Source organism: Pseudomonas sp. MPR-R2A5, assembly GCF_058793055.1.
Window position 1 is genome coordinate 39,987 of record NZ_JBXAFK010000018.1, and the last position, 19,029, is coordinate 59,015.

General features: G+C 57.4%; 26 protein-coding genes, 1 other RNA gene and 1 pseudogene. 4 read left to right on the forward strand and 24 right to left on the reverse strand.

Annotation, left to right across the window (positions count from 1 at the left end):
* Positions 1-3: 3 nt before the first annotated feature.
* The 22 genes from AC1Q6I_RS14675 to AC1Q6I_RS14780 all read right to left on the reverse strand — a co-directional run bounded on the left by AC1Q6I_RS14675 (position 4) and on the right by AC1Q6I_RS14780 (position 11,611).
* Positions 4-315: a hypothetical protein gene (locus AC1Q6I_RS14675; RefSeq protein WP_102623623.1), complete on the reverse strand. Its 312-nt coding sequence runs from the start codon at positions 313-315 to the stop codon at positions 4-6.
* Positions 315-623, reverse strand: a complete 309-nt coding sequence (locus tag AC1Q6I_RS14680) for a hypothetical protein (protein ID WP_074846184.1) — start codon at positions 621-623, stop codon at positions 315-317. The genes AC1Q6I_RS14675 and AC1Q6I_RS14680 overlap by 1 nt, the downstream gene beginning before the upstream one ends.
* Positions 623-841: a TraR/DksA C4-type zinc finger protein gene (locus tag AC1Q6I_RS14685; protein ID WP_102623622.1), complete on the reverse strand. Its 219-nt coding sequence runs from the start codon at positions 839-841 to the stop codon at positions 623-625. The genes AC1Q6I_RS14680 and AC1Q6I_RS14685 overlap by 1 nt, the downstream gene beginning before the upstream one ends.
* Complete coding sequence (locus AC1Q6I_RS14690) at positions 828-1,469, reverse strand: DNA-packaging protein (protein ID WP_102623621.1); 642 nt, start codon at positions 1,467-1,469, stop codon at positions 828-830. The genes AC1Q6I_RS14685 and AC1Q6I_RS14690 overlap by 14 nt, the downstream gene beginning before the upstream one ends.
* Entirely contained in the window at positions 1,466-2,098 is a 633-nt protein-coding gene (locus AC1Q6I_RS14695; protein WP_102623620.1) for a transglycosylase SLT domain-containing protein, read from the reverse strand. The genes AC1Q6I_RS14690 and AC1Q6I_RS14695 overlap by 4 nt, the downstream gene beginning before the upstream one ends.
* A gap of 2 nt (positions 2,099-2,100) precedes the next feature.
* The gene (locus AC1Q6I_RS14700; protein WP_083381358.1) at positions 2,101-2,394 is read right to left on the reverse strand and encodes a putative holin; all 294 of its coding nucleotides are present in this window, start codon (positions 2,392-2,394) and stop codon (positions 2,101-2,103) included.
* A complete protein-coding gene (locus AC1Q6I_RS14705) occupies positions 2,391-2,732 on the reverse strand; it encodes a hypothetical protein (protein ID WP_146015746.1) in 342 nt (113 codons plus the stop codon). Before AC1Q6I_RS14705 ends, AC1Q6I_RS14700 begins: the two co-directional genes overlap by 4 nt.
* Positions 2,733-2,835: 103 nt before the next feature.
* Positions 2,836-3,381 carry a hypothetical protein gene (locus AC1Q6I_RS14710; RefSeq protein WP_102623618.1) on the reverse strand — a complete coding sequence of 182 codons (546 nt, stop codon included), beginning with the start codon at positions 3,379-3,381 and terminating at the stop codon, positions 2,836-2,838.
* A 23-nt stretch (positions 3,382-3,404) separates the two neighbouring features.
* Positions 3,405-3,842, reverse strand: coding sequence for a Mor transcription activator family protein (locus AC1Q6I_RS14715; protein ID WP_102623617.1), 438 nt, complete (start codon positions 3,840-3,842; stop codon positions 3,405-3,407).
* On the reverse strand, positions 3,839-4,255 hold the full coding sequence (locus AC1Q6I_RS14720; RefSeq protein ID WP_102623616.1) for a gp16 family protein: 417 nt from the start codon (positions 4,253-4,255) through the stop codon (positions 3,839-3,841). Before AC1Q6I_RS14720 ends, AC1Q6I_RS14715 begins: the two co-directional genes overlap by 4 nt.
* A 36-nt stretch (positions 4,256-4,291) precedes the next feature.
* Complete coding sequence (locus AC1Q6I_RS14725) at positions 4,292-4,963, reverse strand: DUF2786 domain-containing protein (protein WP_102623615.1); 672 nt, start codon at positions 4,961-4,963, stop codon at positions 4,292-4,294.
* Between the two features lie 5 nt (positions 4,964-4,968).
* An RNA gene (locus AC1Q6I_RS14730) (hammerhead ribozyme type II) lies at positions 4,969-5,038 on the reverse strand.
* Between the two features lie 219 nt (positions 5,039-5,257).
* Entirely contained in the window at positions 5,258-5,674 is a 417-nt protein-coding gene (locus AC1Q6I_RS14735) for a hypothetical protein (protein WP_074846160.1), read from the reverse strand.
* A 2-nt stretch (positions 5,675-5,676) separates the two neighbouring features.
* Positions 5,677-5,946, reverse strand: coding sequence for a host nuclease inhibitor protein (locus AC1Q6I_RS14740; protein ID WP_102623614.1), 270 nt, complete (start codon positions 5,944-5,946; stop codon positions 5,677-5,679).
* A gap of 1 nt (position 5,947) precedes the next feature.
* Positions 5,948-6,568: a DUF3164 family protein gene (locus tag AC1Q6I_RS14745; protein ID WP_102623613.1), complete on the reverse strand. Its 621-nt coding sequence runs from the start codon at positions 6,566-6,568 to the stop codon at positions 5,948-5,950.
* A 10-nt stretch (positions 6,569-6,578) separates the two neighbouring features.
* Entirely contained in the window at positions 6,579-6,902 is a 324-nt protein-coding gene (locus AC1Q6I_RS14750; RefSeq protein ID WP_074846151.1) for a hypothetical protein, read from the reverse strand.
* Complete coding sequence (locus AC1Q6I_RS14755; RefSeq protein ID WP_102623612.1) at positions 6,886-7,266, reverse strand: hypothetical protein; 381 nt, start codon at positions 7,264-7,266, stop codon at positions 6,886-6,888. Before AC1Q6I_RS14755 ends, AC1Q6I_RS14750 begins: the two co-directional genes overlap by 17 nt.
* The gene (locus AC1Q6I_RS14760) at positions 7,263-7,874 is read right to left on the reverse strand and encodes a hypothetical protein (RefSeq protein WP_256581256.1); all 612 of its coding nucleotides are present in this window, start codon (positions 7,872-7,874) and stop codon (positions 7,263-7,265) included. The genes AC1Q6I_RS14755 and AC1Q6I_RS14760 overlap by 4 nt, the downstream gene beginning before the upstream one ends.
* Before the next feature lie 3 nt (positions 7,875-7,877).
* Entirely contained in the window at positions 7,878-8,597 is a 720-nt protein-coding gene (locus tag AC1Q6I_RS14765; RefSeq protein WP_074846143.1) for an AAA family ATPase, read from the reverse strand.
* 24 nt (positions 8,598-8,621) lie between these two features.
* Positions 8,622-10,676: a Mu transposase C-terminal domain-containing protein gene (locus tag AC1Q6I_RS14770; RefSeq protein ID WP_102623611.1), complete on the reverse strand. Its 2,055-nt coding sequence runs from the start codon at positions 10,674-10,676 to the stop codon at positions 8,622-8,624.
* A 156-nt stretch (positions 10,677-10,832) separates the two neighbouring features.
* Entirely contained in the window at positions 10,833-11,270 is a 438-nt protein-coding gene (locus AC1Q6I_RS14775) for a hypothetical protein (RefSeq protein ID WP_102623610.1), read from the reverse strand.
* Positions 11,271-11,272: 2 nt separating this feature from the next.
* Entirely contained in the window at positions 11,273-11,611 is a 339-nt protein-coding gene (locus AC1Q6I_RS14780) for a helix-turn-helix domain-containing protein (RefSeq protein ID WP_102623658.1), read from the reverse strand.
* Between the two features lie 184 nt (positions 11,612-11,795).
* On the opposite strand from AC1Q6I_RS14780, the gene AC1Q6I_RS14785 reads away from it, so the two are divergent.
* Both AC1Q6I_RS14785 and AC1Q6I_RS14790 read left to right on the forward strand, forming a co-directional pair.
* The gene (locus AC1Q6I_RS14785; RefSeq protein ID WP_256581257.1) at positions 11,796-12,503 is read left to right on the forward strand and encodes an XRE family transcriptional regulator; all 708 of its coding nucleotides are present in this window, start codon (positions 11,796-11,798) and stop codon (positions 12,501-12,503) included.
* A gap of 219 nt (positions 12,504-12,722) precedes the next feature.
* Positions 12,723-14,276, forward strand: a pseudogene (locus tag AC1Q6I_RS14790) (methyl-accepting chemotaxis protein); the annotation flags it as partial.
* Between the two features lie 23 nt (positions 14,277-14,299).
* On the opposite strand, the gene AC1Q6I_RS14795 reads toward AC1Q6I_RS14790, so the two are convergent.
* Together AC1Q6I_RS14795 and AC1Q6I_RS14800 are read right to left on the reverse strand one after the other, a co-directional pair.
* A complete protein-coding gene (locus AC1Q6I_RS14795; protein ID WP_024076570.1) occupies positions 14,300-15,640 on the reverse strand; it encodes a hypothetical protein in 1,341 nt (446 codons plus the stop codon).
* Between the two features lie 103 nt (positions 15,641-15,743).
* On the reverse strand, positions 15,744-16,250 hold the full coding sequence (locus tag AC1Q6I_RS14800; RefSeq protein WP_146015743.1) for a hypothetical protein: 507 nt from the start codon (positions 16,248-16,250) through the stop codon (positions 15,744-15,746).
* 245 nt (positions 16,251-16,495) lie between these two features.
* Here AC1Q6I_RS14800 and AC1Q6I_RS14805 point away from each other — a divergent pair, with 245 nt between their 5' ends.
* Together AC1Q6I_RS14805 and AC1Q6I_RS14810 are read left to right on the forward strand one after the other, a co-directional pair.
* A complete protein-coding gene (locus tag AC1Q6I_RS14805; RefSeq protein WP_024076572.1) occupies positions 16,496-17,536 on the forward strand; it encodes an alpha/beta hydrolase family protein in 1,041 nt (346 codons plus the stop codon).
* A 212-nt stretch (positions 17,537-17,748) separates the two neighbouring features.
* Positions 17,749-18,975, forward strand: a complete 1,227-nt coding sequence (locus tag AC1Q6I_RS14810) for an MFS transporter (RefSeq protein WP_102623609.1) — start codon at positions 17,749-17,751, stop codon at positions 18,973-18,975.
* Positions 18,976-19,029 lie beyond the last annotated feature (54 nt).

Here is a 19,029-nt window from a genome sequence, read left to right on the forward strand (position 1 = left end):
GCGTCAGCTCCAGTATTTTTCTGGTCGTGCGATACCTGGATTACAGGGAATGGTGTACTCGGCAATGTCGACGCCGTAGTGGGTCAGGCCGCAAATCCATACGCCGATTGGCTGCTTGTTCAGCGTGACCAACTGGCGGTCGGCCAGATAGTCCAGTTCGCGCCGTAGCTCCAAGCTGGTGGCGTCGGGGAAAATGCCCTGGATAGTCGACAGCACCACAGCTTCATGGGGATCAACGGGCCGAGACGTGTTGAGGGTGAGAATGATGTACCAACGCAGGGATTCCCGGCGCACCTTGGCTGGATCGATGTTCATCAACGTAGTCCTTTGAGCTGTACGTTTTCTAACTTGAGTGCCAGGCCGTCGAGCTTGGCTTCGATAATGGATTGGTTGCGTACCCAATCCTCGCGGCGGACGTAGTTCAAAGGCATTTCTCCGCGCAGGCGTTCTAGCCCGATCTCAACCTGACGCAGCCGTTCACTGTCCTTGTCGACCACGGCAAACCGTTGATCTAGGCGCCGCTCCATTTGCACCAGGAGCATTTTCATCACACCGACAAAGGCGCCGAGAATGGTCACAGCGATACTGATCATCTGCCACACAGGCATTTCAAAGGTCGCCATCAAGCCTTGCTCCTTTCGCGACGTGTTTGGCACAGCGCGCAACGTTGCACACCAGGTATGGCCTGGCGCCTTTCTTCTGGGATCGGCATGTCGCAATCAGCCACTTGGCAAAACTCGGCCGAGGGGCCTGTTAAAACTTCTTGCTGTGCCAAATGAGTCGCTAAAGCGCTTTCGTTGTGCAGAGCTTCGAGTACGCTCGCGTAGTCACTTGCTTTCATTGCGTGTCCAATTGATCAGGCTTGTGAGCTGCGCCCGGCAAACGCCATGCAGCTCGGCGTTACGCACCTGGTTGGTCAGGAGTCGTTCCTGGGTGAGGCCTGAGTCGAGGTCATCAGTGGTTCCGGTTCCGCTGGCAGGCGCAGGAGTTCGGCTGGAGCTGTTCGGGGTTTGCACTGGGGGAGTGGCGGCAATTCCGTTGGCTGTGTTCCACACGCGGACAAAGCCAGTGGTGAACACAGCAACAGGCAGCGGCTCAGGTTTCGCATCCAGGGCGCGACGGTAGAGTGTGGTAACACGGGCAATATCTCCTTTGAGTCGGTCGGTGGTTTTGCGCAGACTTTCTTTCGTGTCGGAGAGCTGGACAGCCAATTGGTCATTCCTGGCCTGCTCTTTAAGAAGATCTGCATTGGCCTGTTGCGCGGCACTGGTCGCCGCTTCGGCGGCGCTCTGCTTTTCCTCTGCACGCGCTTGTTCTGCCTTCGCAAGTGCCCTGTCTCCCTCAGACTTTGCTAAGGCATAACCGGCGTCGTATCTGGACTGGCCAAAGTCATCGAGCACTTTAATTGCCATGCCAAGGACGAAAAGAATGGCCAGGATCGGCAGGGATTTCAGGAACAGGCTTTTCATAGGCAGATACCTTTTCCCCAGCCTGCGTCTTCATACAGCCGTTCCCACCGCAACAGGATCAGACGGGGGTATTGACGGTTCTCCTTGAAGGCAGCGGCCGAGCGGCCGTTGTTGAACCGCTCGACAGAATTGAACCAAGTCAGCGGATCGGCGCCCTTAGCCGATGCCAACTTGCGGTCTTTAATCACCCAGCCCAGACCGCCGTTGTATGCAGAAAGCATCATGGCGCCCTGATCACAGGGCGTACGTGCCTGGACCCGATCCGCCAGCCAGCGGTCATAACTGACCAGTGCTTGCATAGACCAAACCGGGTTATACGGTTCAACCTTGGCGAGAGCTTTGGGGAATAACTTGGCTAGCCAAGTGGCGGTCGAGGGCATCACCTGGCCCAAGCCTTGCGCACCGACAGGCGATTTCGCGTCGAACTTCCAGCGGCTTTCCTGGTGGATCTGCGCGGCAAACGTGGCCACGGGAGCATCTAGGCCCCACTCGGCCTGGGCGATACGCGTCAAATCACGGCGGTAATGCTCTGCCTCGGCAGGGATTTCGGCACGCGCAAAAGTGGATAAGGCAAGCCCGACAATCGTGGCCAGGCATCCAGCGCCTATATATAGAAGAACTCTGCGCATATTCAGAGCCCCAAGGTCAGGCCGAGGACGCAGGCCAGCACGACCAATGCGCGGCGGATACCGGCCAGCGGTTGTGCGGTGCGCATTACTCTGTTCGGACGGGCATAGGGGAACAACGCCCGGTCAATCCAGTAGCCGAGAACACCGCCCAGGGTTACCAGGCCAGCCTTATAGAGGACTACCGGAAGTTTTGTCGGAGCCACCAATGCCAAACCGATCAACAGAATCAGTGTGATGATGGTCCAGTCGGTCATACGTGGCGCACGGGGACGCCGCTTCAAGAAATAAGGAGTCATGGGTTCGCTCGTGAGGAATTGAGGGATGCACGCAAAGCATTCAGGTGCCGTGCGGCGATAACAGCATTGCCAGGGATATGCGCAGGTTCGCGGTAGTCGGCGATGGCTGGACCAGCGAGAGTTACAGAAGGGCGAAGTTTCTCTTGCTCGAGCACGTGCTGCTGGATATGCGCTTCACCCTGGGAAACATGCGCCTGCACCAATTCCAGCCAGTCGGCGGGGACTTTGCTAAGGAGGACATCACGAGCAAGGTCATCCCCAGCAGCAAGGATGAGCCGTGCATATTGGCGCGGCCGGTTGGGCCGGAAGGCTTTTGGGGAAGCGGGATCTGTGCGCATGGTGCGAGCCTGCCGTCTTGGGGAACGGGGCTAGCTTCGCGCGTAGAGGGAAGTACTGGCGTTTCGTCGATACGTAAGACGGCCTGTTAAAGGCAGGCCTATTTTAAAGCAGCCTAATTGAATAATAGGCCAAGAGGCCGGGCACTTCAGAGGAAAGCCCTACGCTTAGCTCTGTCGTACCGTAATCGAACATCTGAACCACCCGCTGGGGTTTCCCGCCAACTAAAATGATTGATTGTTGTCGTTGAATCTCCTGAGAGAAAAAGTTATTTACTTCTCTAAATGCTGTAGCGTCACCAACCGCCTCCTGAAATATCACCTCTCGCAAAGCTTGAACATGTTCGTAGTCCTGCTCCCCCGCGTCAGGAGTAAACACGAGAGTGACGGATAAACCCGTGATCCTGTCTTTATCCTTTCCAGCGTACTGGATAGTTGCTTTTGCACCTCCCACAGGAACAGTGGCGTTCCATTGCTTTGTTCCGTCATTGAGAGTCACTTCAGAAAGTCGGCTATACAAGCTAGGAAGGTCAGCCAGCATCTGATCAAGGTTACGTTCAAATAGGTGTTCAATGGGCGGACTTGTTGCGTCTGCCGAAGCAGCGAAGCCAATAATTAAACATATGATTATCCTTTGGATGTAGGGTTTCACGAAAAATGGTCCTTGCGCCTGCGTTAGTGGACTGTTTCGTCGTCGAATCCGAAGAGGTCAGGTTCGCGTCTGCGATGCAAAGCTCGCTGCTTGGCGATGATGTCATATATGGTTTGATTCACGAGCCGATACTTCCTGGCTAATTCTAACGGTTGGAGTCCTTTTTCTTTCCAGTCATGAAAGATCGCGGCGTCCCGCATTCCCCGCTTCAACGAGTCGCCCCGAGGCAGGTAAATTACGGAGCCGCCCAGGGCATCGCAGATCGCAAACACTACGTGCCGTGCCAGTTCAGCAGCCGTAGCACCTTCTTTCATCTCCCCGTTTAGCTTGGCTTCGGCGATTTCTACCATCTCTCTCAGCGTCCCTTCCCAGCGGTTCAGGACTGTTGGATCTTGCATGTGAGCCAGTACTTTGTTCGGGTCGAGCTTATCGGAGTCATCCGGGAACAGTTGGTCAGTCATTGCGTCGGTCTCCCGTGCCGTTTGGCATCGTATGTTAGGGCAGCAACCAGTTTTCTAAGTTGCTCTGAATCCAGCCAATCGACACGCTCTACCTTGAACATGCGTAATGCCATGCCGTCCGCATAGGCCCAGGTACGTTTGGCCTCAGCCAGAAAAGCGCCAACCTTACTCATCAGTTTCTGGCGATCAACTGGCGTAACGGGTGCCTTACGACCAGCCTTGCTGGCGCGTTTGGGCTTCCATCCAAGCCGCTGCAGCTCAGCCAGCACGGCCCCGATCTGCAAAGGCTTCAAGTCTTTCGCCGATTGAACACCACTAATCCGGTCCAGCAACGCACGGTAGGTTTCGTCGTCCAGGCCGAGGTCTTTTTTAGCGATATGAATTTTGCTGAGCTGGGTGTTTCGTGTGTTCATTGTGTCCCCCTTCACTAACAGGGCGCTCGCTGAGCGCTAGTTGAGTGCAAGCTGTTCTTGTCCGGTGACCCCATGGTTCAGACGCACATCACCTGCTGCGAGGATGCCGTGCATCGCATCGGTTAACGAACGTACGCCGTTGCCCTTGCTGGCATTGCGGTCTCGTCCGCTGGACTGCACAGTTTCGGGGTGATGTTTGAGCATGTACTCCACTGCGGCTGGTGATGGTTCATCGTTACCGGCAAAGGCCATAACCTGCTGGCGAACACCCCATACCCAGGCTCCGCAGAACACATCAGCGCGCTTGGTCTTGGTCGCGGCCTTGCATCGCTTCAACTGAGTGTTGATAAAGTCGCGTCGGGACTGGCGCACCTGGCGCATTAACAGCGTCATGGTGTAGCTGGCCAGCTCTGCCAGTTCACCGATAAAGCGCCATTCACCGATGCCCGCCATGAACAGCACTTTGCAGGCATAAGCCTTAGTGACCGCGCTGGCCAGGTTGGCTTCCCATTGCGTTGGTTTGATCTTCGAGCCGCTACGGGCTGCACACTCGTACACCTCGGAGAGCTGTATGTCTGACTCCTCAAAGCGGTACTTTTCCATCAAGGCACGAGCTTGCCGCATGGCTGCTGCAGCTTCGTGCGGGTTGTCGCTCGCTGCCAGACGCAGGAGTTTCTTGATTTTTTCCAAGGCTTTGCTGTGATCCATATTTTCCTCGGCTGCTCATCAGTACCGGACCACCACGTCCGGCAGACCAACCCGGCAAGCCGGGTGGTTTCGCATCAGTGAATCGTAGGTTTGTCATCCGAAAGCTCACGGGCGGCACGGCATTTTTCGCAGTCACAAGGCGCTCCGCGAATGAGCCTCGGTGCAAGGGTTACTAACCCAAGAGCAAGGCGTGCCGCTGGGCCTTCTAAGCCTGACGGGCCAGAGAGATTTACGGCGATGCCAAAGTCATCGTCATCTTTGATTGTGATGGTGTACTCAGCCATGGGTGTCTCCTCAGCGTTGCTTGTGAAATGTGATGTGGTAATCGCGGGCAATTTGGCGCACGTACTTCTCGCTCATGTGGTGCTTACGGGCTATCCACCTGGGGGAGTTACCCATGGCTGCATCAGCCATAATCAGTCCCGCATGCTTGTCGGCATCGACTGGCGGGGCTTCGGGCTCTTTAGGTACGACGACCTCCGGGCTTACCGCAGGGGCGGTCGGTGCAAATAGATGGGCATAGACCGGGGAGCGCTCCGGGTTGATGGTGAAGGTCGCCGGGGCGCTGCTCATCTTGTGGCCGACTTCTTGAATCTTGCCGCCACGCACCACGAACTCCGCTGTCAGGCGTTCAAGGTTGGCGCGCTCGATCTCGTGTTGCGCCGAGTGGATCGGCAGCGGATCGCTCCGGGTATCGTGATAGCGCTCCATGATCAGACCCCCAGCGCACGAAAGCCGGATTGATTGTTTTCGCCTAAGAGCTGTATGAACTGCGCGATGGCGGTAATGCCCTCACGTTGCCCGTGGGCGTTGCGTACACCAGGAACAAACATTGTTTTCTTTTCCCAGTCAGCATTGGTCGCTAGGATCTGGCGGACAGTCTTGTCCTCACCCTCGGCCAAGCCAAATGCCCCTTCTGGGACATAGCCCCCAAAATCGATGTGGCCGGAAATGAAGCAATAAGCGGTGACGGTCTTTTTCATTTTAAACTCCCGCAATATCAAGGCTGATCGCTTCGTATTGGTCGGTATCACCGACACGCTGGTACACGCGGATGTAGGACTTGGAACCAATGACCTGGCACGCGTCGCCAATAGCCTGCATCGCCCGCTGCCAGCGTTCGTCGGTGATTTCGAGGCGACGTAGCGCCAACACGCGAGCTGTGCGGATGTCACCTTTCTGGTCAGTACGAAAGGCGTCATTTACCAGCGTGACTACCTCGGGACGTGCCCCGGCGGTCCAGTCGCGTAGGCATTCGTCGATCAACGCTCTTGCAGCCTGTAAGCGCTCGTCGAAGGCGATGCTTTCCTGGACTGCACGCATGATCTTGTAACGACCGTCAAAGCTGATCAGGCTGACATTGCCCTTCTTGCCGCCGATCTGGGCCCCGTACTGCTCGGCACTGAGTTCCACGAACGCCTCAATATCGCCAAACGCCGCAGCCTTAAACTTTGCCAGTACCGAGTTGGCGCTCCGGGCTTGCTCAACCAAGGCGAGTACCAGGGCGTCCCGTTCCAAGTCGATAGGCTTGATCATCGCTTCGGGGATCAGGCGTTTTTGCGCGTCAACCCGGTAGCCTTCGGGAATGGTTTGTTGTTGGGTCATTGTCAGTTCCTCAATGGACGGTGCTGTGGGCCCAGTCTTCTGGGCGGGTGGCGCTGATGGGCTCGCGCCATTCCAGGGTCACGCCCTGGAACTGCACGACGTAACGGGTGCTACCGGCGCTGGGGTGCCGTTGGTAGCCGGTGACTGGTTGAGTGCCGACAATCTTGAATCCGGCAGCAGGTTCGATAGTCAGGCTGTTCTCCATAGGCTCAATGCGTAGCAGGCGAACGCCCATCTGTTGCAACGTCCGTGCGCACTGATTGAACACCCGCAGGCGGTCGGCCAGGCGCGGGGTCAAGACTTTCAATGGAGTACAACTAGTGGAGGCGAGCATGGGCATTCTCCTGGTTGCAGCAATCGGGGTTGATCGGGCAATGCTGGCAGGCACGCCAGCGCTGCATGGCCTGTGGGTTGTGTGTCGGTGCCGGTTTTTCGCGATAGATTTGGCACTGATCGCTGGTGACGCTGTCATCGAGGGCGACACATTCAATGCGGCCCAGGGTTTCCATTACCCGCCGCTCAACGCCAGCAGTACTGGGTGATGAATAGCGGTTGGATAGAACCAGGCTGACAGCTGTACGGCTCATGCCGATGCGCTGACTGGCCTTGGTCTTGTTGGTGGCGGCAACTTCGGCGGCAAGTAGGCGCACGAACAACGGCGCGTCCTGGCCCCAGGCGGTGAGATTGACTTGGTTCATTCGGTCACCACCTGGTCAGCCTTACGCCACACCACCTGATCTAGGTTCGGGTCGTAGACCTGGTCGAAGTCACGCTGGTAGATGGGATGTTTGGGGCCGGTATACCGCGACCGCACCAGACAAAAGCGCGTTTTAACGCCTGGTGTTCCGCCTGTTCGAGTCACGTAGCCAGCCTTTGCCAGGCCCGACAAATAAACCTGAGCGCCAAATTCGCTTATGGATACGCCGTTAACGCTGGCAGCGACTGCGGCCTCCGCTGCGGTGAACTCGCCAAGGATGCGCAACGCTCGCCAGATGTTTTCTACACCACCTGCGTGGGTCGAACGCTTGCCGTGATGGTTGACCCGTGGAGCTTCGACGCCTTCGTCTTTGAGTAGCGTCCATTCGGAATCGCGGCGGTCGATGTTGCGGATTTTGCTGACAATCCCGGCCTTTTCCATATCTCGGAAATAGGCACGTACGGCCTGATCGTCTTGGTTAGATTTGCGCGCAACAGTGTAGATAGTCAGTGCTTTAGGTCCGGCGTTGACAGCGCGGATAGCTTCCCAAATGTATTGGCGAGGGGACTTACCGCCCACCATCACCAAATCGGCTCTGATCCTTGGCATCCCTCAGGCCCTCCGCGACGGCGCTTCGCCGGTAAACCAGCCGCGTGTGCCCCATCCGGCAAGATCAATGCTGTCGATGGCCTGCGCTTGAGTTTCGCTGTAGACCTTGTAGAGGTTGACAGCAACACGGCGCAGGCATCCGCTGACCTTAACTCGCAGATCCTCTAGCAAATCGTCGGAAAAACGCAGCTTCGGATAGCTGGCCTGGGCCAAAGCACGTAGATCGTCGAGGGTGGCGCGCTGCGCGGGTACCCATTCCAACACTCGGTTGTGCAGGCGCTCCAACTTGGCCAGGCTGGCGGGCACGCGCTCTTCACCGATCAGAACGATGGTGCCTTCGCTGGCGTTGTAGATGTCGGTCAGAACGTTGGCAACTGCCTTCTCGAGCAGGTATTGCACGTCGTCAATCAACAGCGGGCGACCGCTCCGGGATAATTGCTCAGAGACCTGGTCAACCATCACCGATAAAGTGGTACCCGGTACGATGCCCATTTCGCGCAAGATAGCTTGAAGAAAAGCCTTCTTACTCCAGGTGTCGCGGCATTCTACGTAATACGCACGATGCTGGTTTGCAGCGAAAGCGGCACCAACGCTTTTGCCCAGGCCGCTTGCGCCGTACATGACCACAAGCCCAGGTAACCCTTGGGGGCGATTATGGGTGCGGGAAATAGCAGCGGATAAGAGTCCGACGTTGGTCAAAGGTACGATCTTATTAACACTCATAATTCGACTCCTGGAGGTTTCGGGTTAAGCGCGGGCTTGGTCGGCGAAAGCAAACATCTGCTGAATCGACGTGAAGTCCGAGTGTTGCGGGTAACGTGAATGCCACTGGCTTTCTTCGGGCGTCAGTGATTCGCCGCTGGTGAGGCGAGCGTCGAGTTGCTGCCAGAATCGGTAGCGGGCGATGGGGTCGCCTGGTAGTTCGAAGGTCGGCGCCTGCGGTGCCGACAGTTGGGCAAATCGCTGGGCCTCGGCGAGTTGCTCAGGTGACAGGTCGTACTGGTTTGAATGGCCGGGGATAACGCGCATTTCGACGTCTTGCCCGGTAATGGTTTTGGCTTTTTTAACCAGACGGCTCAGTTGGCCGCGCTCGCGTTTGTCGCTGGCTTTTTCCAGCATAGTTTTCGGCATGGCCGGGCTAGCGTTGCCATCGAGCAGCGCTTCGCCGATCAGATCGCCCTCAAGGGAGTGGACCCAAACACGGCTAGCGTCACGGAAGTCATAGGCGACGCGGACCTGTTCCCCATGGAAACCGTCCAGGTCTTTGAGAAAGTAGGTACCGCTGTTCCATTGCACCTGGCAACGGTGAACCGTGCGTTCAACTTGAGGCCGGGTCAGGCTTTCAACGATGTCGGCACTCGCTAACAACGGCTCCCAGCCTTCAGCCTCTGCTGCTTTCCAGGCTTCCATGGGGCTTTGATGGCGCTTACGCATGGTCTGGAGGTCACGAAACCTCGGCAACCCACGATGTGGGCGACGGTTGTAGTCGTCGAGCGCTTGTTGCAATGCAGCAAAGAACACCGAAAATTCCGGCACGACCGTTGGCGCCATGCCCAGTGCAAGCTGTTTGCGGGAGAGTTTGTGGGTTTTGGTGGCGGCCTCTTTATCCATGTCGGCGCCGATGTAGCTGTCGAAGGTTTTTGCGAGCCTGACCAGGATGGTTTTGTGAGGCCGCTCGATCACGCCACGCGCCTGAGAGTTGTAGGGCAATGAGTGTGTAATGGTGCCGCCAAGGCGGTCGTTTACTTCGTAGACAACGGCGTTGTCAAAGCCGCTGCCGTTGTCGACGTAGAACACTTTGTACATGCCGCACCGACTTACACCGTCGCGCAAGGTATCCAATGTGGCCAAAGTCGACTCGGCCAAGTTGACGGAGAAGCCGACGATGCGTCGAGTCCCCCAGTCAATGACCATGGTGATTTCGGGGCGGAAGATTTGCCCTGTCAGTGGGTTCATGACTTCCGCGTCAAAGGTGTGACCGTCAGCCACCCATACGTCATTAGGCCAGAGCATGTCGGCTTGGCGACGGTTGTACGCTTTTAGAGCGTTCAGTTCGTGCGGCCCCATACGGCCACGTTCACGGACTGACGGACTGAGCTTTTTCAGCCAGCGGCGCACGGCATGAATACTGGGGCAAACGCTGGACTGGATGCCCTGGTGTACCTGTTTGAACTGTTCGTATGCCGCCTCGACACTCGGCTTTTGCGGACGCTGGTAGTGCTTGAGGAATTCCTCCGCCCAGGTTGGAACGCTCATGTCTTTTTGACGGCGGGCGGGGGCCAGGCCTATTTCTCCATGGGCGCGGTAGTCGGCCAACCAGCGTTTGAGCGTGCGCTCCGACAGCGTGCGGTCTTCTGTCTTGCGGTCGTTGGCGCGGATGACTCGGTCATTCAGGTAGGGGCTGAGTTCGCCGCTTTTCGCCAGTTCGACCAAGGTTAATATGGCGCGGTTTTGGCTTACGACCTTGCTCATGCGTTCGATTTCACGCACGAATGAAAGACGGGCACTCATCACAGAAGACTGTGAATCGTTCAAGCGTGAAGGCCTTTCTAAGCCGGGTCCTGTATTAATTACATGTTGCTGAGTGATGTGTTCCGGGCTTTCGTTGATGACAGCTGAGGCTATTAGGGCCGACTGCGTCAGCTTCGGAAGCATTGAAAAGGCATATTCGCGGCCTCCACCTTGGCCGAGACGTAGTTGACACTCCCAGCGTTCACGCCTTGCGCGGTGGTTGATGCCCTGAACCGTTCCAGGCAGCCCCGGCAGGCCTATAAGTTCCTGAGCTGAATACCAATTACGCATGGTTGTTACCCTCTGCGCTCGACGCTCGTCGAGCACAAGAAGCAATACCTGAGCAATGCTGAATGTCAGGCACCCGGGCAATACGATTGGCACGCTCCATTGTTTGAAGCGTTTGCCGTTTTTGTGCTTTATATCTTGAGGTAGGGAGACCAACGTTCATTTTGGCTCTCCGAGCATGCGCTTCAGCTCTCTGGCCTTGCGGGTAGCGTCGGCGGCTACGCGTTCCCAACGACCTAACTCGGTATCCAACGCTTCGCGCCCATAGGCGACACGCCCCCCACGCAGGTGTACCAGCCAATTGGTTAGTGTGTGGCTGGCGCATACCTCTTCGAGTAACGGTGCTCGATATAAGGGAAGGTTGTGATCAATGCGGGCAGGGCTAGACCAAGCGTCAAGCATGTTTTTGCTCACCTCATCGCCAGATAATCGAGACATGCGAGCGGCGATCTCGTAACGATCTAACTCAGAATGCTTGAGGATCTCGCTGACCAGCTCACTGACGGCGACGGCATAATTGCCGTGGCCAGGTATCGACAGTACGGGCTGAGGAACGGCGAAAATGTCTAACGTTCGGTCATCTTTGACTTTGCGCATGTCTATCCCCTCGTACCGCTTTTACGATGCCGAAGGTCATAGACTGAGTTATGATCTTTTGTGCTTGAGGCGTTTTTCTCTGCACGATTTGGGCGAGAACGATGCGGTGAGTCACTGTTAGCCCAGCGCTCCGGCCAAATTGCGGCAGGCTTCAAGCCTAAAGCTGCAGCAATAGCTCTCTCCATACGTGGATAGGCGGTGCGCTTGACGTTTTTGACTGCCGTGTCAGAAACTTTGAGGGCACGCGCCAACTTGGCCAGCGACGTGCCACGGGTGCGAAGCTGGTATTTGATCCATTCCCAACGAAGCCCTGGATCAGATGGTATTTCGGGTTTGTTCATGTCGGCGTCCACTTTCAACCACCTGACGGGGTGGTTTTTTTGGGTTGTCTAACGTCTCTTACGACATAAACATAGAACCCTGGAGCTTGAAAATCAACACTAAAGAGCTTTTTTCAGCTTCCGATACTCTCTCTGTAGTGCGATTCGTGAGGAATGTATAGTGAATTCAAAGACTTGGTGAAACTTGAAAGCTGAAAAAAATAAACCCGAATTACTTTCAAGTTCGATTTCAGGACTTGAAAACGGAAAATTCAGCGAGCGCCTGAAGCAGGCCATCGCTGGTCGGTCGGTTTTGGGGTTCTCAAAAGACTGTGGTATCAGCGACAGCTTGATTAGGAAGTACCTTGCTGGCTCTCTCCCTGGTACTGACAACCTTGTTGCGATGGCTCGCGCAGCTAATGTGAGTATTGGATGGTTGGCCGCTGGTGAGGAGCCGATGCACCCTCAAGCAAGCTCGGCGGTCGACACAGCGAACGGCGTATATGCTTACGTACCTCTATACGATGCTCGTTGTAGCGCTGGACATGGCTCATGGACCGAGGGTGCAACGGTTCTAACTATGCTTGCCTTTACTGCCTATTCGCTCCGAAAGCATGGATTAGCTCCATCAAGGCTCTCAGCAATTCGGGTTGTCGGGGACTCGATGGAGCCACTTCTGACTGATGGGGATACTGTAATGATTGACCATAGTCGCCAATCTCTGGAAGGCGAAGGTGTCTATGTGGTGCATCTGGACGGGCACCTTTACGCCAAACGTCTGCAGCGACAGTTCGACGGTTCAATACAAATCATCAGTCAGAATAAGGAATACAAAAGTATGGTGGTCCCCAAGGATCGGTTAGACGAGCTAAGCATCATCGGACGTGTAGTCTGGGCTGGCGGCTGGATTTAGTCTTTGCGTAGCTGATGCCAAAAAGCCCGCTAAATGCGGGCTTTTCGCTCAAAGTAGGCCTGTTTTGGTTTTGCAGCTATTTGGCATCAGTTTGTCGCTTGCCACTAGCTGAAGCTGGCCGCAACACCCCGGTTTGTCTGGCTTGTCACGTGTTGTCCTGATTAATCCCGCCTCTTCCCACCAGATTCCCCTCGGTGCCAAAGCTGTCACTAACTCACAGTGGTGTTCGATGGGTTGTCGGCGTCGGAATCGTTTTTCATGGAGGCGCTGTATGAGTCCGGGCGTTTTCCATGCTTGTTCGTAGGCGGGTCGGCCGGGGGTAAGTCGGATTTCCAGAAAACGCTGATCCACGATGGCCAGCGCAGTTATCAGAACCATGCACAGATTGTGTTCCTCAAGACCGCGGCCCATGTGCGCTTTGGCGTGTTTAAAAGCCAAAACTTCAAGGCCGCGGATTTGACCTTCAGTGTGCTGACCGCCTCGGTGGAAGACCGCACGATTGACCAGGTGATCGACAGCAGCGGCAATATCAAGAGCATGGTGCAGGCGCTGTGTGACGCGTTCAATTGCGCCCCCCAGGCACTGGAGTCGAAGCTGGCGGATTACTCGTTCGCGATTCGGGTGGGCAGTGAGTTGTTTGTGCGCTCCATCGCACGCATCGACTATGAACAGCAGATCGTGCAGCTGTTTTGCGACGTAGCGCCGGGCGAAGAGCTGGTGATGGTGCGGCGTACGCCATTGCGTGAGGCCACACGCCTGGACTACGAGCAGTTTTTGCGCGGCAAGGGCGGCCAGCCGGTGGCGGGGATTTTGAATGACTGCATTTTGCGCCGACTGAATAACGGCGCCGAGCTGGGCAGCATGGCCGGCATTTTTGGGGATGTGCCGTTGGCGGGGTTTTCGACCTTCGGGGAGATTCTGGGCTTGAACCTGAATCAGACGCTGACGGCGATTTTCTTCTTTCGGGTGGCCAAGGGTGCGAGTTTCAGTGATGAGTACGTGGACAATTTCATCGCCCATTACGGCGAGTTCAAGGCATTTTTCCTGCGGCGTCAGGTGAAGAAGCTGGCGGGGTTGAACCATGTGGTGGTCAAGCAGATTGCGGCGTTCAAGAACAATGATTTCACCGACACCCTGAATACCCGAGGCCTGGACCGCAATATCCTGCCAGTCTTCGAAGGCCTGGCCGACTTGGGCCTGGTGTTGGCCCAGGCCGAGCGCCAGCAGGAGGACATCGCTTCGCAGCTCAAGCACTACTCCGGTGAGTTACACGCCTCGATGGATGAACTGGTGGGCACGATTGGCCAGCAGAACACGGTGTCTGCCCAGGCCGGGGCCACGGTGGAGGGCCTGTCCAGCCAGGCGGATGTCGCGGTGCAGGGCGCGCGCACGCTGGCGGGGTCGAGTTTGCGTATCCAGTCGATTGTGCAGGTGATCCAGCAGATCGCCGGGCAGACCAACCTGCTGGCGCTCAACGCCGCGATAGAAGCGGCGCGCGCGGGCGACCTGGGCCGAGGCTTTGCGGTGGTGGCGGACGAGGTGCGCAAGCTGGCGGAAATCACGCGTAAGAATGCAGCGGAAATCGGTGTGGATATTGACCTGTTGTCGAGTGAGATCCAGCGCGTGGCCCAGCAGATTGAAGACCAGTCCACCGGGGTGGGCGCGTTGCGGGAGATGCTGGATGTGCTGGAGGCGTCGAGCCGTGCGACGGAGGGTACGGCGCAACGGACCAAGACCATTGCGGATACGTTGACGGGGTTGACCCATGCCTAGGGTATAGGGCGACGACCGCCGCATCAGGGGTTGATAGCTCTCATCACCGTGAACAGATAACCGGGTCCGGTCACCCCCATAGGCGCCCGATTGCGGCTGGTGGCGAGGGCCTCCAGGAGGGTGCGATGGGGGGCTTTGTCGACGGGGACAGGCGAGGTGGAGCCGTGTGGCGCTGGATTGTCTGCAGCGGCAGTCGCCCGTTGCAACTTGCCGGTGGCCTTGTCTAACGTGTAGCCGGCGGCTTTGCCTTCTTCGGTGAGGCTCCAGGTACCGTTGACGCTAGCGGCGAGTACCTTGGAGGGCGGTAGTTTTATGTTCTTATTCGTGGTGATCACAATATTGTCGTTGATCTTGACGGTTTTTAAAGTGGCGAACTCATTGCCCAGCGAGGGCAGTGAAGCCCCTTCGCCAGAGAATTTGATGACCATCTGTTCAAGGAACGGCATACCACCTGTATTTGAGAGTGCTCCGTAATCCGGATTCAGGATATGCCGCAAATAGCCTGGGTCGAGGCGGGTGCTGTTGATCGCCGAACCTTTCAGGATACGTGAGGCAATTGCAGCATCTTCTTCCTTGAAGTTGTAAGTCACTCGATACCCGTCCGAATCGTAGCCATTGTTGCCGCTCAAGAGCTGGCGCCCATCGCTCAAATGACGGTAGTGGCCAAGTGACCAAGCCAGGCGATCCACATAGCCCAGATCCGCACCTTCCGCCTGCGCATAAGCATACATATCCGAGATCAAGGCACGATCATCGCGATTGAGGAATTCAAAAGCGCTTTGAGTGGTGTTCTCAAAGGTCGCCGGAGGTTGGGCAACCGACGGCTCACGGTGGCCGAACAAGCGGGAGATCATCAGGTCACGGCCATTGATGCCTGCCGACCTGGGGCTACTCGCCACTGGGGGAGCGACAGTTTGCATCTCCTGCAACGCGGCACGTCGCTCATGGGTGGTAAAGGCGCCGCCCTCGTCGTGGGCGATCAAGCTCAATTGATCGCGCGCAAGGCCTTTGAAGGGGTTGCTGTCGACCCCATTGACGAAGGCGGTTGCTTGACGGGCGCGAGCCAGCAATTCTGGGGTGGCGGTCTTTGGAAGCTCTGCGTCGTGCTGCGTTTTGTTGGCGAGGTAGGTGTCGCCCGTAATCGAGTCGAGTGGGTGGGGGGTGTTTTGACCGCGACGGGCTTCAGCGCGCGTGGCGGCTTCGCTTAATTGATGGGCGAGCGTCGATACGGTGCTGTTGGTAACGCGACTGCTTGTAGCCAAGGATGCATCAGTCTTGTGTTGCGTTGGCGGGCTAACAACATTCACCGGACTGCCTGTCAGGCGACCATGAGCTATCGAAGCATAAGAAGTCAGGTTAATCATAAAATCTCACCCCGTAGAGGCGGCTGTAACTTGCCTACATTCAAAATGTTCAATTGTCAGCACAGAAGGCCGCAGTAAAAGTGCCCCCTGAGCGGGCACCTGACTAGTCTCTATATCGAAAGGTCACTGAATCAACGCCGGCAGGACGAGCATAGGGAGGGACTCCTCCTAGTACCGTATGACCGATGGTGACACGCGAACCATGGTTGAACGCCTCACCATTAAAGTCTGATAGTGTTCCGGAAGAGTTCGGGTTAATAGCAACACAGTTCTTTTCAGAACTGTAGGGGCGGTAGTAGCACAACTCGACCGACTCGCTAATACTCTGAGGATAGTAGGTCGTCTTCCAGTCGACCCCTAATAATTGTTTAGGATAGGGTAGCGTACCACTGGGGAAATCTGAGGTAGCCAAGTTAAAAAATGCTAATCCGACACCCGCATTATTCGATATCACAAGAACGGGGTCCGGCGTTTGGGTTTTAGTAATAGATCGATCTATCGCGTAGGCTGCGTTATCTAAAACCAGTACGCAAACAGCCAACACAGCAAGCAGGGCTCGTCTTGCATTCATGCAAGACGCCAACAACAAAAACACCGTTGAGCGTTTCATAGTGATCACCATAGCGTCAGGAATTACTCTCTCGGCTTGCTAACAAGCCAGCAGTAGGAACGACGCCCCTAACATGCACGATTTATTATCCCGGGTAAGCCAGCCGCTTCCTAAAAACACTAAGGACCGCTCCGTCATACTTAACAGTAGGATGACGTCAGCCACGTCCTAATCCCGCGTGCACACTATTCAAACCAAGTGGTTAAAGTCATGATGCGCGCCTCACTTCAAGGACGATAAAAACAGTGAAAACCACCTTCGCCGCCCTGCTCCTGACCTGCCTGGCCACACCCGCATTCGCTGACGCCCCCCTCATCGGCTTCAAGAGCACCACCCTGCCCGACGCCCACCACGCTCGCCCATTGGAACTGGCGGTCTGGTACCCCGCCAACACCACCGCCACGCCAACGCTGATCGCCGACTCCGTCGTCTTCATCGGCGCCCTCGCCGTACCCGACGCACCACCGGCCAGCGGCGAACATCCCCTGGTTGTGCTCTCCCATGGTTACGGCGGTAATTGGGGTAAACAGGTGTGGCTGGCCAGTGCTTTGGCGCACCAGGGTTATATCGTGGCGGCGGTCAACCATCCCGGCACTACCAGCAAAGACCGCAGCCCCCAGGCCGCCGCAGCGTTATGGCAGCGCCCGGCCGACCTGAGCCGTGCCATCGACGCAGTCCTGGCGCAACCGAAGCAATTTGGCGCGGTGGCGAAAAACCAGATTGCCGCGGCAGGCCACTCCCTCGGCGGCTGGACCGTACTGGAGATCGCCGGCGCGCGTTTCGACCCCGACCTGTTCAGCCGCGACTGCGGCGCCCACCCCAAGCTGGGCGGTTGCATCGGCTACCAGGAGATGAACCCCGCCGGGACACCTGACGGGAAGGCGCGACTGGCCGCTGACTTGAGCGATAAACGCGTCACCGCCATAGTGTCATTGGACCTGGGCCTGTCACGCGGCATGACCGACGCGAGCCTGGCGGCGCTACGGGTGCCGGTTTTGGTGATTGCAGGCGGGGTACCGTCGGAGGATATGCCTGCCGAACTGGAGTCTGCCGACCTGGCCAAGCGCCTGCCAACCGCCTCGACGCGCTACGTGGCGATCAGCGACGCCAACCATTTCAGCTTTATGTCGATCTGCAAGCCGGGGGCGGTCGCATTGATCGAAGAGCGTTCGCCAGGCGACGGCATGATTTGTCGAGATGGTGAGGGCGCACGACCACGGGCGCAGATTCAAAAACAGGTGACAGCGCTGATCAGCGACTTTCTGGCGCAGACGTTTCAGCGTTAAACAAATCCCCCCTGGACAGACGGCGGCCAGCCAATCAGTCAGGCTACATGGGCGGACCTGGGCAATCCCGCTCAACAGCCTCGCATCGATAACACTGATGATTACTATCGAACCGCTCGCCTATGGGGTGGCCAAACCCGATTCCTATAATCGCCTCCCAATTCTTCCCCTTCGCCTGGCCTCAGGCGACATCCCCCTTGGAACCCAGCATCATGCCAAGCGCCCTCCAGGCCCCCAGCGGCCGTCCCGAACATAATCAACAAAGCGTCAAACAGCAGTGGCTGGCGATTCTCTCGGTCGCGGTGGGCGCCTTCGCCCTGGTGACCAGTGAGTTCCTGCCGGTGGGCGTACTCAACGACGTCGCCGCCGACCTCGGTATCACTGCCGGCCACGCCGGGCTGATGGTGACCCTGCCGGGCATCATGGCCGCCCTCGCCGCGCCGTTTCTGTCGGTGAGCATTGGCGCGATGGACCGTCGCTACCTGCTGATCGGCCTGACGTTGATCATGATCATCGCCAACTCGGTCGTGGCCTTTGCCAGTGACTTCAACCTGCTGCTGTTCGGCCGTGTCTTGCTGGGCATCAGCATCGGCGGGTTCTGGGCCACGGCCATTGCCCTCAGTGGGCGCCTGGCGCCCAAGGGTGTGGATGTCGCGAAGGCCACCTCGATCATCATGATGGGCGTGACCCTGGCCACCGTGCTCGGCGTGCCCGTCGGCACCTGGCTCAGCGGCCTGATGGGCTGGCGCATGACGTTCCTGGTCACCGCGCTGCTGGGCGTGCCGGTGCTGCTGGCGCAGGTGTTCCTGCTGCCTCGGCTCACCCCGGAGAAGGCCATTCGCATCAGCGACCTGCCGGCGTTGTTTATCAACCCACAGGCTCGGGTCGGGTTGATCGCGGTGCTGTTGATCGGCTTGGCGCACTTTGCGGCCTACACCTATGTCGCGCCGTTCTTCAAATACAGCTCCGGCTTCGACGGGCCGACGATCGGCTCGCTGTTGCTGCTCTTCGGCGTGGCCGGGGTGTTCGGTAATATCTTTGCCGGTTTCGCCGCCAACCGCAGCGTGCGTCACACCCTGTTGCTGGTCGCGCTGATGATCGGCACCAGCACCGCCCTGTTCCCTCACTTCGCCACCGGGATGACCGGCGCAGCGATGCTGATCGGGCTGTGGGGCTTCGCCTTCGGCGCCTTCCCGGCCTGTGCCAGTATCTGGATGTTTGTGGTGGCGCCCAAGGATGTCGAACGCGGCATGCCGCTGTTCGTCGCCTTGTTCCAAGTGATCATTGCCTTGGGCTCGTTCTTTGGCGGGCGGATCGTCGACCAACTGGGCAGCTCGGTGCTGTTGAGCCTGGCCACGGCCCTGGTGGGCTGCGGTTTTGTGACGGTGCTGGTGCTGGGGCGTAATGTCAGCAATAGCTTGGCGGCCCAGCCTGGCTAGGCCTGCCCTGCAACCCGAGACCTTCGCAATAAATGCCCGCCATCGCGCCAACCG

What these genes read in the sequence shown, in the direction of transcription:
- AC1Q6I_RS14680 (WP_074846184.1), bottom strand. Translation starts at nt 623, where the DNA reads ATGGCGACCTTTGAAATGCCTGTGTGGCAGATGATCAGTATCGCTGTG.
- AC1Q6I_RS14705 (WP_146015746.1), bottom strand. Translation starts at nt 2,732, where the DNA reads ATGCGCACAGATCCCGCTTCCCCAAAAGCCTTCCGGCCCAACCGGCCG.
- AC1Q6I_RS14750 (WP_074846151.1), bottom strand. Translation starts at nt 6,902, where the DNA reads ATGCTCGCCTCCACTAGTTGTACTCCATTGAAAGTCTTGACCCCGCGC.
- AC1Q6I_RS14735 (WP_074846160.1), bottom strand. Translation starts at nt 5,674, where the DNA reads ATGGAGCGCTATCACGATACCCGGAGCGATCCGCTGCCGATCCACTCG.
- AC1Q6I_RS14695 (WP_102623620.1), bottom strand. Translation starts at nt 2,098, where the DNA reads ATGCGCAGAGTTCTTCTATATATAGGCGCTGGATGCCTGGCCACGATT.
- AC1Q6I_RS14715 (WP_102623617.1), bottom strand. Translation starts at nt 3,842, where the DNA reads ATGACTGACCAACTGTTCCCGGATGACTCCGATAAGCTCGACCCGAAC.
- AC1Q6I_RS14725 (WP_102623615.1), bottom strand. Translation starts at nt 4,963, where the DNA reads ATGGATCACAGCAAAGCCTTGGAAAAAATCAAGAAACTCCTGCGTCTG.
- AC1Q6I_RS14755 (WP_102623612.1), bottom strand. Translation starts at nt 7,266, where the DNA reads ATGAACCAAGTCAATCTCACCGCCTGGGGCCAGGACGCGCCGTTGTTC.
- AC1Q6I_RS14675 (WP_102623623.1), bottom strand. Translation starts at nt 315, where the DNA reads ATGAACATCGATCCAGCCAAGGTGCGCCGGGAATCCCTGCGTTGGTAC.
- AC1Q6I_RS14810 (WP_102623609.1), top strand. Translation starts at nt 17,749, where the DNA reads ATGCCAAGCGCCCTCCAGGCCCCCAGCGGCCGTCCCGAACATAATCAA.
- AC1Q6I_RS14795 (WP_024076570.1), bottom strand. Translation starts at nt 15,640, where the DNA reads ATGATTAACCTGACTTCTTATGCTTCGATAGCTCATGGTCGCCTGACA.
- AC1Q6I_RS14700 (WP_083381358.1), bottom strand. Translation starts at nt 2,394, where the DNA reads ATGACTCCTTATTTCTTGAAGCGGCGTCCCCGTGCGCCACGTATGACC.
- AC1Q6I_RS14740 (WP_102623614.1), bottom strand. Translation starts at nt 5,946, where the DNA reads ATGAAAAAGACCGTCACCGCTTATTGCTTCATTTCCGGCCACATCGAT.
- AC1Q6I_RS14720 (WP_102623616.1), bottom strand. Translation starts at nt 4,255, where the DNA reads ATGAACACACGAAACACCCAGCTCAGCAAAATTCATATCGCTAAAAAA.
- AC1Q6I_RS14765 (WP_074846143.1), bottom strand. Translation starts at nt 8,597, where the DNA reads ATGAGTGTTAATAAGATCGTACCTTTGACCAACGTCGGACTCTTATCC.
- AC1Q6I_RS14800 (WP_146015743.1), bottom strand. Translation starts at nt 16,250, where the DNA reads ATGAAACGCTCAACGGTGTTTTTGTTGTTGGCGTCTTGCATGAATGCA.
- AC1Q6I_RS14775 (WP_102623610.1), bottom strand. Translation starts at nt 11,270, where the DNA reads ATGCGCAAAGTCAAAGATGACCGAACGTTAGACATTTTCGCCGTTCCT.
- AC1Q6I_RS14780 (WP_102623658.1), bottom strand. Translation starts at nt 11,611, where the DNA reads ATGAACAAACCCGAAATACCATCTGATCCAGGGCTTCGTTGGGAATGG.
- AC1Q6I_RS14685 (WP_102623622.1), bottom strand. Translation starts at nt 841, where the DNA reads ATGAAAGCAAGTGACTACGCGAGCGTACTCGAAGCTCTGCACAACGAA.
- AC1Q6I_RS14745 (WP_102623613.1), bottom strand. Translation starts at nt 6,568, where the DNA reads ATGACCCAACAACAAACCATTCCCGAAGGCTACCGGGTTGACGCGCAA.
- AC1Q6I_RS14690 (WP_102623621.1), bottom strand. Translation starts at nt 1,469, where the DNA reads ATGAAAAGCCTGTTCCTGAAATCCCTGCCGATCCTGGCCATTCTTTTC.
- AC1Q6I_RS14760 (WP_256581256.1), bottom strand. Translation starts at nt 7,874, where the DNA reads ATGCCAAGGATCAGAGCCGATTTGGTGATGGTGGGCGGTAAGTCCCCT.
- AC1Q6I_RS14770 (WP_102623611.1), bottom strand. Translation starts at nt 10,676, where the DNA reads ATGCGTAATTGGTATTCAGCTCAGGAACTTATAGGCCTGCCGGGGCTG.